This is a genomic window from Streptomyces sp. NPDC001401, from assembly GCF_042895385.1.
Taxonomy (GTDB): Bacteria; Actinomycetota; Actinomycetes; order Streptomycetales; family Streptomycetaceae; genus Streptomyces.
On sequence record NZ_JBIAWI010000011.1, the window covers coordinates 283,094 to 298,479 of the forward strand.

At 70.5% G+C, this 15,386-nt stretch carries 10 protein-coding genes and 3 pseudogenes; 5 read left to right on the top strand and 8 right to left on the bottom strand.

The genetic code is table 11. The features are described from left to right. Window positions 1-99 precede the first annotated feature (99 nt). Entirely contained in the window at window positions 100-1,083 is a 984-nt protein-coding gene (locus tag ACFY10_RS33090) for an aldo/keto reductase (protein WP_390668904.1), read from the top strand. A gap of 15 nt (window positions 1,084-1,098) precedes the next feature. On the opposite strand, the gene ACFY10_RS33095 is transcribed toward ACFY10_RS33090, so the two are convergent. Beyond that, complete coding sequence (locus ACFY10_RS33095) at window positions 1,099-1,443, bottom strand: hypothetical protein (protein ID WP_390668905.1); 345 nt, start codon at window positions 1,441-1,443, stop codon at window positions 1,099-1,101. A 161-nt stretch (window positions 1,444-1,604) separates the two neighbouring features. Between ACFY10_RS33095 and ACFY10_RS33100 the strand changes: the two genes are divergently transcribed. After that, window positions 1,605-2,105 (top strand): DUF6328 family protein, encoded by a 501-nt coding sequence (locus tag ACFY10_RS33100; RefSeq protein ID WP_390668906.1) that lies wholly within the window; start codon window positions 1,605-1,607, stop codon window positions 2,103-2,105. On the opposite strand, the gene ACFY10_RS33105 is transcribed toward ACFY10_RS33100, so the two are convergent. The 3 genes and pseudogenes from ACFY10_RS33105 to ACFY10_RS33115 all read right to left on the bottom strand — a co-directional run. Beyond that, a complete protein-coding gene (locus tag ACFY10_RS33105) occupies window positions 2,026-2,736 on the bottom strand; it encodes a DUF2238 domain-containing protein (RefSeq protein ID WP_390668907.1) in 711 nt (236 codons plus the stop codon). The genes ACFY10_RS33100 and ACFY10_RS33105 overlap by 80 nt on opposite strands. 91 nt (window positions 2,737-2,827) lie before the next feature. Then, complete coding sequence (locus ACFY10_RS33110; protein WP_390668908.1) at window positions 2,828-3,844, bottom strand: hypothetical protein; 1,017 nt, start codon at window positions 3,842-3,844, stop codon at window positions 2,828-2,830. A gap of 53 nt (window positions 3,845-3,897) precedes the next feature. Beyond that, window positions 3,898-4,197, bottom strand: a pseudogene (locus ACFY10_RS33115) (hypothetical protein); the annotation flags it as partial. A gap of 206 nt (window positions 4,198-4,403) precedes the next feature. Between ACFY10_RS33115 and ACFY10_RS33120 the strand changes: the two are divergent. Together ACFY10_RS33120 and rox are read left to right on the top strand one after the other, a co-directional pair. Then, window positions 4,404-5,381 (top strand): annotated as a pseudogene (locus ACFY10_RS33120) (site-specific integrase). 441 nt (window positions 5,382-5,822) lie between these two features. Beyond that, on the top strand, window positions 5,823-7,250 hold the full coding sequence (gene rox, locus ACFY10_RS33125) for a rifampin monooxygenase (protein ID WP_390668909.1): 1,428 nt from the start codon (window positions 5,823-5,825) through the stop codon (window positions 7,248-7,250). 149 nt (window positions 7,251-7,399) lie between these two features. Here rox and ACFY10_RS33130 read toward each other — a convergent pair whose 3' ends face one another. Both ACFY10_RS33130 and ACFY10_RS33135 read right to left on the bottom strand, forming a co-directional pair. Beyond that, the gene (locus ACFY10_RS33130) at window positions 7,400-10,456 is read right to left on the bottom strand and encodes a Tn3 family transposase (RefSeq protein ID WP_390668910.1); all 3,057 of its coding nucleotides are present in this window, start codon (window positions 10,454-10,456) and stop codon (window positions 7,400-7,402) included. A gap of 130 nt (window positions 10,457-10,586) precedes the next feature. Next, a pseudogene (locus ACFY10_RS33135) lies at window positions 10,587-10,972 on the bottom strand (LLM class flavin-dependent oxidoreductase); the annotation flags it as partial. Window positions 10,973-11,062: 90 nt separating this feature from the next. Here ACFY10_RS33135 and ACFY10_RS33140 point away from each other — a divergent pair. Further along, window positions 11,063-12,508 carry a serine hydrolase domain-containing protein gene (locus ACFY10_RS33140; RefSeq protein WP_390668911.1) on the top strand — a complete coding sequence of 482 codons (1,446 nt, stop codon included), beginning with the start codon at window positions 11,063-11,065 and terminating at the stop codon, window positions 12,506-12,508. Here ACFY10_RS33140 and ACFY10_RS33145 read toward each other — a convergent pair. Beyond that, the gene (locus ACFY10_RS33145; protein ID WP_390668912.1) at window positions 12,500-14,131 is read right to left on the bottom strand and encodes a serine/threonine protein kinase; all 1,632 of its coding nucleotides are present in this window, start codon (window positions 14,129-14,131) and stop codon (window positions 12,500-12,502) included. The genes ACFY10_RS33140 and ACFY10_RS33145 overlap by 9 nt on opposite strands. Window positions 14,132-14,330: 199 nt before the next feature. Then, complete coding sequence (locus ACFY10_RS33150; RefSeq protein WP_390668913.1) at window positions 14,331-15,290, bottom strand: threonine/serine dehydratase; 960 nt, start codon at window positions 15,288-15,290, stop codon at window positions 14,331-14,333. Window positions 15,291-15,386 lie beyond the last annotated feature (96 nt).

Below are 15,386 nucleotides of genomic sequence, written 5' to 3' on the forward strand. Positions count from 1 at the left end.
CTTGTCGAAACAGATCACTCGTGTGAGTGAATGATTCACAGGTAGTGCAACGGAGCGGCCCGTTCCGCGCTCGGGCTCGACGGATGACAGACTGACGCCATGGACGAGCGCACATTCGGTAGGTCGGGTCAGCACGCATCCGTCGTCGGTCTCGGGACATGGCAGCTGGGCGCCGACTGGGGGGACGTCGACGACAAGGAAGCCCTGGCGGTGCTGGAGGCGGCGGCCGAGTCGGGGGTGACCTTCTTCGACACCGCCGACGTCTACGGCGACGGGCGCAGCGAGCAGACCATCGCCGCCTTCCTCGGCGGCAGGCCGGACCTGCATGTGCTGGTCGCCACGAAGATGGGCCGCCGCGTCGACCAGATCCCCGAGAACTACGTCCTCGACAACTTCCGCGCCTGGAACGACCGTTCGCGGCGCAACCTGGGTGTCGACCGCATCGACCTCGTACAACTGCACTGCCCGCCCACGCCCGTGTACTCCACGGACGAGGTGTTCGACGCGCTGGACACCCTGGTCGAGGAGGAGCGCATCGCGGCGTACGGCGTCAGCGTGGAGACCTGCGCGGAGGCGCTCACCGCGATCGCCCGGCCGAACGTGGCGAGCGTCCAGATCATCCTCAACGCCTTCCGCATGAAGCCGCTGCGCGAGGTCCTCCCGGCCGCGCAGGAGGCCGGCGTCGGCATCATCGCCCGCGTTCCGCTCGCATCCGGCCTGCTGTCGGGCAAGTACACCAAGGACACCGTCTTCCCCGACAACGACCACCGCACCTACAACCGGCACGGCGAGTCCTTCGACGTGGGCGAGACCTTCTCCGGCGTCGACTACACGACGGGTGTCGAGGCCGCCGCCGAGTTCGCCGCCCTCGCCCCCGAGGGGTACACCCCGGCCCAGCTCGCCCTGCGCTGGATCGTCCAGCAGCCCGGCGTGACCAGCGTGATCCCCGGCGCCCGCTCACCCGAGCAGGCCCGCGCCAACGCGGCCGCCGCCAGGCTCCCGCAGCTCACGGACGAGACACTCACCGCGATCCGCGACCTCTACGACCGCCGGATCAAGGACCAGGTGGAAGCCCGCTGGTAGACCGCGGCGACCGGCTCACGGCTCCAGGAGCAGCTGCCACTCCTGCTCCTGGTCGCCGGAGACCGAGCCCTGGTCCTGGGCCGTGAAGGCGTGGGTGAGCGTCTCGCGCGCCCTTGACACCGCCACCGGCGAGCCCTGCACGGTCAGCGTCACCGCCCCGGACAGACGACCGGCGGGACCGGGCTCGGACGCCCGGCCTGCCGGGTCGTGCTCGAACCTCGCCGTGTGGACCGTGACCCCCTCGTCGGCAGGAAGCTCCTCCTTCGGCATCCCGAAGGCGGGCTCCAGGACCCGCACGACCGCGCGTGCGTCCGCGGCGGTGCCGCCGCTGACGGTGACCGTGAGCTCGGTGCCGGACATGCTCGTCGGACTCCTCGGGTGGTCGTCGTACGCCATGCGCTCCGTGTAACCGCCCCGTGATCGCCCAAACAGCGGCCGGTTGCGCACGGCCCGGTCAATCCTGCGCGAAGAGGGAACACGGGTCAGGGAAGGCATCAGGGGCGATCGCGCCGGGAGGAACCTTGCCGGCCACGAAGAACGGAACAGACGTGAACGAGTGGGGGCGGCACGAGACCGAGGAGGAGAGAGCCGACCGGAAGTGGGGCGAGCTGATCCAGGAGGTCAGGGTCGCCCAGACAGGGGTGCAGATCCTGTTCGGCTTCCTGCTCACCGTCGTGTTCCAGCAGAAGTACGCGTCGCTGGAACACACCGACAAGACCATCTACATCGTGACCGTGGTGCTGGGCGCCGCCGCGACCGGAGCGCTGATCGGGCCCGTCTCCCTGCACCGCCTGGTGTCCGGGCGGCGGGTCAAGCCGCAGGCCGTCGAATGGGCCTCCCGGATGACCTTCGTCGGCCTGGCGCTCCTGCTCGCCACCATGACCTCCTCGCTCCTGCTGATCCTCCGGGTCGCCACCCACAACGCGGCCGTGCCCTGGATCGTCACGGGAGTGGTCGCGTGGTACGCACTGTGCTGGTACGCGGTACCGCTGTGGACCCGCCACCGCCATACGACGGAGTGACGCCCAGCGTGTCGAGCTGCCGGTCGTGCAGGCGGGAGAGCACCAGCACCGAGACCGTGGCACCGATCAGCGCGCAGAACATGTCCCACTGCGTGTCCCACACGTCGCCCTGCGTGGCCAGGAACGCGTCCGCGGAATGCCCGCCGGTCACCGCGGCCAGCCACTCCAGCATCTCGAAGACGGCACTGAAGGCGAGGCACGCGCACACCGTCAACGGTGCCAGCCAGCGACTGCCGCGCAGCGGCGAGGTACGGCTGAGCAACTCCCGTACCAGAACCGCCGGTACGAAGCCCTGCATGAGGTGGCCGAAGCGGTCGTACGGGTTGCGGTCCAGGCCGAAGGTGTCCCGCACCCAGTCACCCAGCGGCACCTGCGCGTAGGTGTAGTGGCCGCCCACCGCCAGGACCAGCGCATGGACGGCCAGCAGGCAGCACAGCAGGTTCGTCAGCGGGAAGCGCCGCCAGGTCAGCACCACCAGCGGCAGCCCGACCAGCACCCACACCGTCTCCAGGAACCAGGTGGTGCGATCGCGCGCACCCCAGGCCGACACGGCGAGCCCCACGACCACGACGACGGCGAGCACGGCGGGCAGCCGCCGTCGTGGGACGGCGGAGTGCAGGACAGCAGTCATGGGGGCTCCTTCTCGTGGGAGCCCCCATGCTCGCCGAGCGGGCGGACGGCGGCATGAGTACGGCTACTCAGCCCCGCCCGGGCGGGGATCCTCAGCCCTTGTCGCCGCGCAGCGCGGTCAGGCACACGACGATGGCCTGCTGGAGCTCCTCCAGACGCTGGACCATGTCGTCCTCGACGAAGTCCTGCACATCGTCGAAGGTCAGTTCCTCGAACGCCTTCGTCGCCTTCTGCAGGCTGCTGTAGAACTTCGTCCGCCGCTCCTGCACACGCAGGTCGGGATCGGCCTCCACGGCCTCGGCGACGAGGGACTTCATGGTGTCGTAGGCCTCGGTGGCCCAGTCGCCGCTGTCCTCGTCCTCATCGAGTTCGTCGATGAGCGACAGGTGTCGCTCGGCCTCCTGGCGCAGGTCTACCGGTGCGTCGATGGTCTGTCCCGCGGGCGTCTTGACCTGCCCCGACTCGGCGATCTGGCGCACGTAGCCGATCCGGTCGGCGGCCCTGCTCTCGGTGGCGACGGCCTTCTTCAGGTCGTCGGTGCGTACGACGTCGCGCGCCAACTCGGCCTGCAGCTCCGGGTCTTCACGGACCCGGTCGAGGAGCGCCTGGCGTGCCGCCCGGGCGGTGGAGGGGTCGGCGAGGATCGCGGCGCGCAGGGCGGTGGGGTTCTCGGCGACCTCCAGCGCCTTGGTCGGCCGGATGCCCTCGGCCTCGGCGGCCTCCGCGATGGCGGTGCCGCGCTCGGAGGTCGCGCTGTTGCGGGACACGTAGTAGCTCAGCCACACATCCCCGTCCGGCAGCTCCACCTCCTGGCCCGGCGCCAGCGCCTCGAAGTGCGGGACCATGCCGTCGTCGGCGGCCCGGTCCCAGGCCTTGTAGTAACGCATCACGCGCTCGGGGGAGCATCCGGCCAGCTCCGCGAACTCCTTCGCGGACACCTTCGGCGTCTCCTCCGCGCCCTGACCACCGGGCCGTACGCTGCGCGCCACCATCAGGCCGAAGGCCCATCCTCCGGTCCGCGCATAGACCCCGAACTCGCGCGCGTCCCGCGCCACGAGGTCGGACAGCGGGACGGGGGACGACTCGGACGGGACGATCGCTAGGGTCACGGGCGACTCTCCTGTGCAAAGCTGGTCGGGCTGCAAAAGTGCAGACCGGCAGCCTATATGGACCCATTGGCGAAGCTTTGAACAGGGCGCCGTGCGGGTGGGCCTCCCGGTCGGCCGAAGGCGTCGCGCAGTGCCGGCAGCAGCGTCTTCTCCGCCCAGTCCGGATATGCGGACTGCGACTCGCCGCCGATCTGCACGAGTGCGATCTCACCGAATCAGGCATCGGCGTACGGGCGCATGGCCTCCACGAAGTTGTCAGGGTTGTCGCCGCAGAGGATCGACGCGGCGACGTCGTCGGAGGTGACGTACTGGGTCGCCGACTCGAACGAATCGGGTTGCGGCAGCTCGGAGTTGGGGGTCGAGGGACATCGGAACGAAAACCGGCGCTAAGCCTCCGTTGGCCCTGGTGGGCGGCTGACGGAACGTCGGCGGCCGGACCCGTCTGAAGTCGTCCCACGGATAACACCCCAATATCTGCGGTAGCGTGATCCGTCACCTGCGGTGACGTTCTCCGGTCGCCGCGTGAAGCGACCCTGTTATCTGTGGCAAGGGGGAAGTGGTGCCCACCGTCGTAGAGCTGCCGACCGTGGGAAGGCACTGACTGTCCGGGCGGCGGCAGACGTGTTCCTCGACTCGCTCGGCAACCCGAACACGGTCCGGAACTATGGGATCGGGGTGGGGAAGATCGCCGAACGGCTCGGCGAGGCTCGGCCGCTGGCGTCGGTGGCGGACGATGAGATCGGTGAGGCTCTGGAGCTGCTGTGGGGCACCGCGGCGGTGAACACGTGGAACTCCCGTCGGGCGGGGGTGCTGTCCTGGCTCGGCTGGTGCCGTGAGCGCGGCTACGAGGGGCCGATGGTCCCGGCGTGGGCGAAGCGTCTGGCGGTGCCGGACTCCGAGACCCCGGCCCGCTCGAAGATGGCGATCGACCGCCTGATCGCGCGGCGCGAGGTCCATCCGCGGGAGAAGACGCTGTGGCGGATGCTCGACGGGACCGCTGGGCGGGCGGAGGAGATCCTGGGCGTGAACATTGAGGAGCTGGACTTCGCCGGGCGTCGTTGCCCGGTCAAGGCGAAGGGCGCCCGTGCCAAGGCCCGCCGTCGGGGCCAGGCACGCGAGGACTTCGTACGGGAGACCGTCTACTGGGACGCCGGCACCGCCCGGCTGCTGCCCCGGCTGCTCAAGGGACGAACCCCGCGGGCCGGTGTTCGTCACGCATCGCCGTCCGGGGCCGGACAAGGTTGTCAGCCCCCGCGACGTCTGCCCGGATACCGGGCTGGCCCGGCTTTCCTACGGACAGGCCCGCGCCCTGCTGGACGAGCACACCGCGGTGCGTGGTCCCGGAACGGGCTGGGACCTGCACGAGTACCGCCACTCCGCCCTGACCCACCTCGGTGAGCAGGGCGCCTCTCTGCTGATGCTCATGGCCAAGTCCCGGCACAGGAAGCCGGAGAACCTCCGCCGCTACTTCAAGCCCTCGGCCGAGGCGATCGCCGAAGTCACCAGCCTGCTCGCACCCGGCGACGCCCGGCGGTGATCCACCCAGTCAGCCGGGACACCGACCCTCACACGCGGTGCGGTCTGGGCGAGGATCGCCGCCTTCGGCGACCACGCCTCGGCTGCCGACCGCGCATCGCGGGCCCCGATGCGGGAGGGTCTCGTCCGTCCACAGCGGACGGCAAAAAGCAAAGGCAAGGAGGTTACCGACTCCTTGCCACCTTCAACTTATAGCGAAGGCGGGGCCTTGCGGCAAGGCCCGGGTCGTGGCGCAGAATCGTCGGCCGAGGCCAGGACATGGGGAAATCAGGGATTCGCGAAGTACGTGCGCCTTTATCGACTGTGGGTTCTGCGGGACGTGAAACCGCCGGTGGGACTCGCGGTGCGGTTGCGGGCACGCGGCGCGGAGGTCCGGGTGTGCGCGCCGCCAAACTGCGCGGAGAGCTGGCCGCAATGCAACCTTGTTGAATGGGGGGTTTTCATGATTGATGTGATCGTTGCCGGCGGCGGACCGACCGGCTTGATGCTGGCCAGCGAGTTGCGGCTGCACGGCGTGCACGCGCTCGTGCTGGAGAAGGACGCGGAGCCGACCAGGATCGTCCGCTCGCTCGGCCTGCACGCGCGTAGCGTCGAGGTGATGGACCAGCGCGGTCTGCTGGAGCGGTTCCTCGCGCTCGGCACGCAGTACCCGGTCGGTGGTTTCTTCGCTGCCATTAACAAGCCAGCGCCGGACCGGCTGGACACCGCACATCCGTACACCCTCGGCATCCCGCAGACCACCACCGATCGCTTGCTTGCCGAGCACGCCACCGAACTCGGCGTCGAGATCCGGCGCGGCTGCGAACTCGTCGGGCTGAGCCAGGACGAACACGGGGTGACCGCCGAGCTTGCCGACGGCACGCGGCTGCGCTCGCGCTACCTCGTGGGTTGTGACGGCGGCCGCAGCACGGTGCGCAAGCTGCTCGGCGTCGGCTTCCCCGGCGAGCCCTCCAGGGTCGAGACGCTGCTGGGCGAGGTGGAGGTGACCGTGCCGCCGGACACGCTGAACGCCGTGATGGCCGAAGTCCGCAAGACCCACAAGCGGTTCGGCGCCATGCCCCTCGGGGACGGGGTGTACCGCCTCGTCGCACCCGCCGAAGGGGTGGCCGAGGACCGCACGGTCCCGCCGACCCTGGACGAACTGAAGCGGCAGGTGCGGAAGCTCGCCGGCACCGACTTCGGCGTGCACTCACCGCGCTGGCTCTCCCGCTTCGGCGATGCCACCCGACTGGCCGAGCGCTACCGGACCGGCCGGGTGCTGCTGGCCGGCGACGCGGCGCACATCCACCCGCCGACCGGCGGGCAGGGGCTCAACCTCGGCATCCAGGACGCGTTCAACCTGGGCTGGAAGCTGGCCGCCGAGGTCAACGGCTGGGCACCGGAGGGACTGCTGGACAGCTACCACACCGAACGGCACCCGGTGGCCGCCGATGTGCTGGACAACACTCGCGCGCAGATGGAGCTGATGTCCGTCGAGCCGGGTCCCCAAGCAGTGCGCCGGCTGGTGTCGGAACTGATGGACTTCGAGGAGGTGAACCGGTACCTGACGGAGAAGATCACTGCGATCGGGGTCCGCTACGACTTCGGCGAGGGGCATGGACTGCTCGGCCGACGGCTGCGGGACGTGGGGCTGAAGCGGGGTCGCCTGTACGAGCTGATGCACGGCGGCCGCGGGCTGCTGCTCGACCAGACCGGCCAGCTCTCGGTGACGGGCTGGGCAGATCGAGTCGACCACGTCGCCGACATCAGCGAGGAACTGGACGCGCCCGCGGTGCTGCTGCGGCCGGACGGCCACGTAGCGTGGGTCGGTGACGATCAGCAGGATCTGCTCGACCGGCTTCCCCAGTGGTTCGGAGCTGCGGTCTGCTGAGCGCGCATTTGGGGCACGAAAGCCCACCGGGCCTGCCGCCGGACGGAGCGGGTACGCAAAGCTGTCACTCGTGAGGGGACGCTGTACCCGCTCCAGGCCACTGACCAGCACTGACGCGGAGGTGGAGTGGGAGGCGGCTAAGAGGCCGGTCACTCGTCCTCGGCGGCATCCGGGTCGCGCAGAGGCCGCATTCCGCCGGGTAGCTCCGGCAGCTGGAAGGAGCAGCGGCCGAGCATGTTGATGTGGTGCCGCACGAACGGGGAGAGGCGGGCGACGTCCTCGTTGCGGACGTCGAATCCGTCCGCGCGCAGCTGGTTGACCGCGGCGTCCATGTAGCGGGTGTTGAAGAGCACGAGGGCATTGAGGACCAGGCCCAGGGCGCCGATCTGGTCCTCCATGCCGTCCTGGTAGCGCTGGTAGAGCTGCCCAGACCGGCCATGGAAAATCTTCCGGGCGAGGGAGTGGCGGCCCTCCTGGAGGTTCGCCTGGCTCTTGATCTGCCGCCGGTAGCCGGGCTCGTCGGCCAGGCGCAGGATGTGCAGGGACTTGGCGATCCGCCCGTAGTGGGCGATGGCGTCGCCGAGCGGGGTGGGACGGCCGTCGCGGGACAGCATCCGGATCACGTCGTACGCGCGCACGGCGCCGGTGTGGATGGAGCCGATGATCCGCAGGATGTCCTCCCAGTGGCGTTCGATCCTGCCGAGGTCGATCCGGCCGCGGGCCGCGTCCTGGAAGGCGCCGTAGTCGGCGGTGCGGTCGATGCGCCACATCTTCTGGTCCGGCAGGTCAGCGAGCTGCGGGGTGTACGCGAACCCCGCCAGGGTGAGCAGCCCGAAGACAATGTCGCTGTAGCTCGCGGTGTCGGTGACGATGATCTCGGGGCGCTTGCCGCCGTCGCGGTCGTAGAGGACGTCCAGCACGTACAGCGAGTCGCGCGGGGTGCAGGCCACGACCTTCCCGCCCAGCCCCGCCGCCTGGTCGTTGATCATGTTCAGCCAGGTCGCCCCGCCCCGGCGCCCGAAGTACTTCGGGTTCGGCCGCGCGTACACGGACGGCACGGGGACGACGAACCGCATGCCGTCCACGGAGGCGACCAGGCCGCCGCCCCACGCCTGCGCGAGCGGGATGGCCGTCTGGTAGTCGATCAGCGTGGCGTTCGCGGCCCGGTACGTCGCCAGCCGCAGATACGTCTGGTCGACATGTGACAGGCGCCCGTACTTCAGCGCGTCCGCGGCCCCGATGACCGGGGTGTAGCCGACGTTGCAGCTGTGCGCGACCAAGAGCGCGGCGATCGTCACGTCTAGGTCCTTCTGCCGGGCCTCGCCGCCGGTGACTGAGGTGAACGCCTGGTCGGCGCCGGTCCAGGAGAGCACCTCCAGCAGGGCCTCCGGCAGGTCGACCCGGGGCAGCATCGCCTCCACCGCCTCGCGCAGCTGGCGCAGGGAAGCGGGTTCGGGCTCCGGCTCCAGGGCGGCGAAGTGCAGCCGTCCGTCGTCGTCGAACACGATCTGGGAGTTCGCCGGCACTCGCGCGGCGACCTCGCGGTAGGTGCCGTCCAGCAGCGCGGCCCGCGCCGCCAGGTGCTCCCCCGCCTCCGCGGGCAGGTTGAGCGAGGCGAGCACGGTCGGCTTGGCCTGCTCCCACGCGTCCCCGTCCAGCAGCTTCGCGCGGGGGTCGCCCCACTTGGAGGAGTTCTTCGCGAACACCTGCTTGCTTCGCAGCATCCGGTGCACCTGCTCCAGCACGCAGAACGCGTACGCCTTCCAGTCGACCGTGCCCGGCTCCAGGTGCGGCGCGGACAGCACTAGGCGCCGCCACGACCCGGTGAGCAGGCCGGTGTCAATCTCCGCCGGGCCAACCTTCTTGCGCCCCATCAGGTCCGGCAGCGACTTCAACGCCTTCAGGGCTGGGAGGCCCTCCGGGGTGGCGCCGAAGTCGACCACCGTCACCAGGAGCTTCAGGAACGGCCGTACGGTGCCGAACCGGGTGACCAGTTGGGCCCGCCATGCCTCGTCCGCGTCCGAGTCGAGCGGCGGAGTCAGCTCGAACAGCGCAGCGATCGCCGCCGCCAGCTCGTGCCGGGGCACCACCTGCTCGATCCGCGCCCACATCGCCTCCAGCGTCTCCACCTCCGGCGGGCTGATCTCCCCGGTGTCGGTGTCGACCTGCTCGTTGGTGATGTCGAACACGATCTGGAACGCGGCGGCCAGCTTTGCCGATGCCCTCTCCACCCGCGGCAGGGTCTTCAGCTTCTCCTTCGCCGTCTCCCGCTCCGCCCTGGCCAGCAACTTCGTCGCGATCAGCACCTCCAGCAGGTCCAAGGCGTCATCGACCGCCCGGGACGTCAGGTAGACCGCAGTGGCCAGCAGCGTGGCCAGACGCCGGGAATCACCATGCCGCCTGAGCAGCGACGCCTTGCCATCGACCCCGTACCGCGACAGCTCCGCCAGCCGCCGCGGCGGTATCGCGGACACATCCACCTCGCCCATCCCGAAAGCCGCGATCTCCTCGGCCCGCTCCAGCGCCCACTTCATCTGTGGCCCAGAGATCCGCACCGGACCCCGGCGCAGCCGGTCCAGCTCCGACACCCGGGCGCCCGGCGGCACCGTCAGCAGGGAGTCGAGCACCGCCCGCTGACCGGTGCTCAGCAGCCCGTAGAGGGTGTCCCACAGCCGCTGGTTCGCCGCCTCCCTCACCGCGGCCACCAGTCGGGCCAGCGTCGTCACCCCGGGCAGCAGCACCCGCCGCTCACGCAGCCATCCCGCTGCCGCGTCGAACAGCGCTTTCGGGCCCTCCCCGGTCGTCCAAGCCCGTGCATCCACCCACGCCCGCAGCTCCGCCTCGGACTCGGCGAACTCCGTGTACTCCAGGACCCGCCGCAGCTCACGGACGTGATCGAGCCGGGTGTTCTCCCGCTCGCCGTACCCCTTCAACGCCGACGCGCCCGCGACGCCCAGCTGCTCGGCGAGATAGTCGACCACCTCCGCCGGCACGTCCGTCGGATCGTCCAGGAACACTCCGAGGAACCGCACCGTGGTCATCTGCACCGCGAACCCGAGCCGGTTGTGGGCCCTCCGCTTCGGCTCGATCAACACCCGGTCCGCGTCGTCCAGGAAGAAGAACCGCTCCAACTCCGTACGGGACGGCGCCCCGTCATACGCCGCATACTTCGCGGCCTGCTCATCCGTCAGAAACTCGACCGGCACCCCGGACCTCCAGACAGTCAGTGATCAACACGACTGCCGAAGGCTCCGCCCCCGCCGAACCCCAGGTCAAAGCGCTTTCAAGCCCTCCAGAGGCTTAGCGCCGGTTTTCGTTCCGATGTTCCTCGACCCCCGAGTTGACCTTCCAGCCGCCGCCGAACCAGCGGAGCTGCGCGTGCGTTCGCTTCGCCGCCGTGTCCCGGTCGGGGTGGTGGCAGACGGGCGGCCGGCCCGCGCGCGGCTTGCCTGCCCCGCCGTGCCGGTCGAAGGAGGTCCCACAGCCGGGGCCGACTCCACGTCGAAGTGCGTGCCGCGATGGTTCACATGGCCGCCCCTGAACAGCGCCCGGATGATCTCCACCGCCTCCTCCAGCATCTCGTGCCGCAAGGCGACGGACCGCCAACTACCGCCGCCGACATGCTCGTTCAGGTTCTCGCCGGAGCCCAGCCCCAGTCGGAAGCGGCCCTCGGACAGCAACTGCATCGTCGCCGCCTGCTGGGCCACCACCGCCGGGTGGTATCCGATTTGCACCATAGGCGCCGAGACCCCTGGACCGGTGGCGGAAAACAGCCCCTCGATCCACCGCGGATCACCGGGGAGGATGCCGTCATGAGTGCTCGCCCGCTGCCCTCCAGCACCCCCGCCGCCCAAGGAGTCGACGCCCACGGCGTCCACGCCTTCCTCGACGCCCTCGAAACCGCCCCGGACATAGAACCGCACAGCCTCATGATCATGAGGCACGGCCATCTCGTGGCCTCCGGCTGGTGGGCGCCGTACACCTCCGGACGACCGCACCTGCTGTACTCCCTCAGCAAGAGTTTCACGGCGACGGCCGCCGGGATCGCCGCCGGTGAGGGCCTGATCCGCTTCGACGACCCGGTGATCTCGTACTTCCCGGAGTTCGAGGCCGACATCACCGACCCGCGCAGCCGCGCGATGCGGGTGCGGCACGTGGCGTCGATGGCCAGCGGGCACGAGGCGGAGACCCTCGACCGGGCGCTCGCCACCGACCGCGCGGAGATGGTACGCGGCTTCCTGATGGTCCCGCCCGAGCGCGAGCCGGGGACCGTCTTCGCCTACAACCAGCCCGCGACGTACACCCTCGCCGCGATCGTGCAGCGTGTCACGGGCCAGCCGCTGACCCAATACCTGCGCCCGCGCCTGCTGGACCCGCTCGGGATGGGCGAGGTGGCCTGGCTGCGCGACCGGGCCGGCCGCGAACTGGGCTTCAGCGGGCTGCACGCCACCACCGACGCCATCGCCCGGCTCGGCCAGCTGTATCTGCAGGACGGGCTGTGGGAGGGCCGGCGGCTGCTGCCCGCGGGGTGGGTGGCCGAGGCCACGCGCCCGCACATCGACAACGGTGACGGTACGACTGCGGGAGCGCTGTCGGACTGGCAGCAGGGCTACGGCTTCCAGTTCTGGACCTCCCGGCACGGCTACCGCGGCGACGGCGCGTACGGGCAGTTCTGCCTGGTGCTGCCCGAGCACGACGCCGTGATCGCGACGACCGCGGCGACCGAGCAGATGCAGCAGGTGCTCGATCTGGCCTGGCAGCACCTCCTGCCGGCCTTCGGCCCCGAACCGCTGCCGGGCCGGGAGCACCAGGACACGGCCCTGCGGGAGCGGCTGACGCAACTCGCACTGGCTCCCGCTGCAGGGAAGCCCGCGCCGCCGGAGCGGGCACACAACTGGTCCGGCGCCGAGTTCACGCCGTACGGCGGTGTCTGCGCGGACCAGCCGAAGCTGACCAGGGCAGGTGTGATGGTGGGCGCGGACGGCTGGGCACTGCGGCTCACCGAGGGCGGACACGAACTCGACCTGCAGGTCGGCGAAGGCGGCTGGACGGTGGCCGACGAGCCGCTCCCCACCGCGGTGAGCGGCGGATGGACCGACGCGGACACCCTCGCCGTGGACATCGTGTTCCTGGAGACACCGCACCGGCTGACCGTGACGTGCTCGCTGCCGGACCGCACCTTCACGGCACGGTGGCACACCACGCCGCTGCACAGCCCCCCGCTGCGCGCGATGCGAGCGCCCCGGGCCTCAGCCTGACGACACCCGGAAGGTTCGCAGGAAGGTGTCCAGCGCCTGCCGGTTCGCGGAGTCGTTCCAGTCGGCCGCCGGAGTCGTCCAGCGCAGCGAGAAACTGCGGCCGCCGCCGAGCAGGAACCCGCGCCCGAAGGTGCGCACCCGCGTGCCGTCGACCTCGGAGAGCCACTCCATGTCGGCGCCCTTGTGGCCCTGGTACGTCGTCGCCCTGATCTCGCCGATCCGCCGGAAGCCGTCCTCCTTCTCCAGCTGTGGCTCGACGTCGTCGCGCCAGACGGCCACGGGGTCGGGGCCCGCAACGGTGCTGTAGGTGATCGCGAGGGTGCGGGGATCGCCGTCCGCCCCGAAGGTCACGCGGTACGACAGGTCACGGACGCGCGAGATGTGCACCCGTTTCCAGTCCTTGGGCAGGGCGACGGAGAAGCCCTCGGGTGCGGTGTACCGGTGGAAACCCTGCGGCAGTGCGCCGGCCGACGACGAGGTAGAGGGCGACGGCGCGGATGTCGTCGGTGACCCCGTGGGCGTGGGTGACGCCGACGGGCCCGCGTTCTTGCCGTCGGTGCGGCTGTCCGGCGGCGTGGCGGACGCGGTCGCGGACACCGACGGCTGGGGCGCCGCGTCGGTCGCGGACGTGCCGGTGCCGGGCAGTTGATCGGTGATGGCGAGCGCGGCGGCCGCCACGGTGACGACGGCCAGGGCGGTCCCGACGGCCATGGTGCGTCTGCTCCACCCGGGGGCGGCATGACAGGCAGCGGTGTAGACGCCCCGCAGCCGGGGCCGCGCCACGGTGCCCGGGAGCGTGTCGGGATCCTCGGTCAGGACGCGGGTGAGGGCCTCGCGGACCACCGAACGGGTCAGCCGCTCCCTGGAGTTCTTGCGGAGCAGTCCCTGCACCGTCGCAGTGAGGGGCCCGGCGTGCACCGGCGTGCGCAGCGGAAGCCGGTCCACGCCCTTCAAGGTCGCCTCGGGCCGGTCCCGGTCCCGGAACGGCGGCCGCCCCTCGACCATCGTGTAGAGGATCGCGCCCAGCGCCCACAGGTCGGCCGCCGGCCCGATGCGCTCGTCGCGGGCCTGCTCAGGGGAGGCGTACGACGGCGCGGAGAGCCTCGGTGCCAGGGTCGCGCCGGCCATTCCGAAGCCGGTGACCACGATCGCACCCCGGTCCTGCACATAGACCTGACCCGGGCTGAGCTCGCCGTGGGTGATGCCCTCGCCGTGCGCCGCCTCCAGCACATCGAGCAGCTCCAGCCCGATACGGGCCGCCCGCACATAGTTGAACGTGCCCTGCTGGGCGACGAGTTCGCCCAGGGGCGTCCCGTCGATCCATTCCGTCACGGTCCACAGCGTGCCGTCCTGCTCCACGGCGTCGACGACCGTCGCGACCGCGCCGGGGCACATCAGCCCCATGGTCTCGGACATACGGATGATGCGGGCGGTCGCCCGGGGCGCGGCCTCGCCGTCCGGATCGTCCGGGAGAGCGATCTGGGTGAGGAGATAGGCCCGCCCGACATTGACGTCCTTGCCGTACCAGCAGATGCGGTTCGTCTCCTGGTGGACGACATCGACGAGCCGATATCTTCCGGCGACCAACTCGTGCGTGAAGACATGCGCCTTGACCATGGCCATCCCTCGTCGAACCCCTGGGTCTCACCTTTCCCAGAGGTACGAGGAGTGCGACGGGGTGTGTTCAAAGGATCCGCAAATCATCGGCACCCGCGGGCATTTGGTCATGTGCGGCTGCCTGAATTCGCGGAAGTCCCCGTACCCTGACCGGAATTCAAGAACGGCATTCGGAGGGCAGCATTCACAGGGCAACGACCGGAACTCAGCGCAGCCCGAAACGTTCCGCCCACCCCATGACATCGCCGGTCGTCGCGTTGCCCCCGCACACGACCAGCCCGAGCCGTGCGCCCTCACCGACCCGCTCCAGGACCTGCCGGGCCGCGGGCAGGAGACAGCCGGCCGCGGGTTCGGCCCACACCTTGGCACGGTCGGCGAGGTCGAGCGTGCCCTGCACGGCCTCTCGGTCCGGCACCACGAGCACCTCGTGGACCAGCGCGGACACATGGTCGTAGGTCAGTTGCGAAACGGACGGTGCGCTGAGCGTGGTCACGATGGACGACAGGGCGACCTGCACCGGGCCGCCCGCCGCCAGCGCCTCCGACATGGCCTGCGCACCCTCGGTCTCCACGCCCCAGATCCGCACGTCCGGCCGCCGCTCCCGCAGCGCCGCCGCGACGCCGGATATCAGTCCGCCGCCCCCGACGCTGACGAGCACGTCGGTGACATCACCCGCGTCGGCGGCGAACTCCAGCCCGACGGTGCCCTGTCCGGCGACGACCACTGGGTCGTCGAAGGGATGGACCAGCGTCAGCCCCTCCTCCTGCAGCGGCTTCATCAGCGCGAACGCCTCGCCCATGTCGTCGGCCAGCCGCACCGACGCCCCGGCAGCCTCCGCGATCTCGACGGAACGGGCGGGCGCCGAGCGCGGCATGACCACCGTGGCCTTCACATCGAGGGCGGCGGCCATGACCGCGAGGGCGATCCCGTGGTTGCCGCCGCTGACCGCCACCACTCCGGCGGCCCGCTCACCGGCACTCAGCGAGAGCAGCTTCGCCGTCGCCCCGCGCGCCTTGAACGAACCGGTGCGCTGCAGCAGTTCGAGCTTGACGGTGACCGGGACGCCGAGCAGGTCGGCCAGCCCCGGGCTCGGCAGCGTCGGCGTACGCACGACGTGCCCGGCGATGCGCTCGGCCGCGGCTTCGACCTCAGAGATCCCGATCAAGACAGTCACCCTTCCCGGCACGGGGTCGACGGCCCGCACCGCTTCGCACCCTGACGCGCGAGACGGCGTGGGTCAAACGGTTTGGGTTTCGTGCCG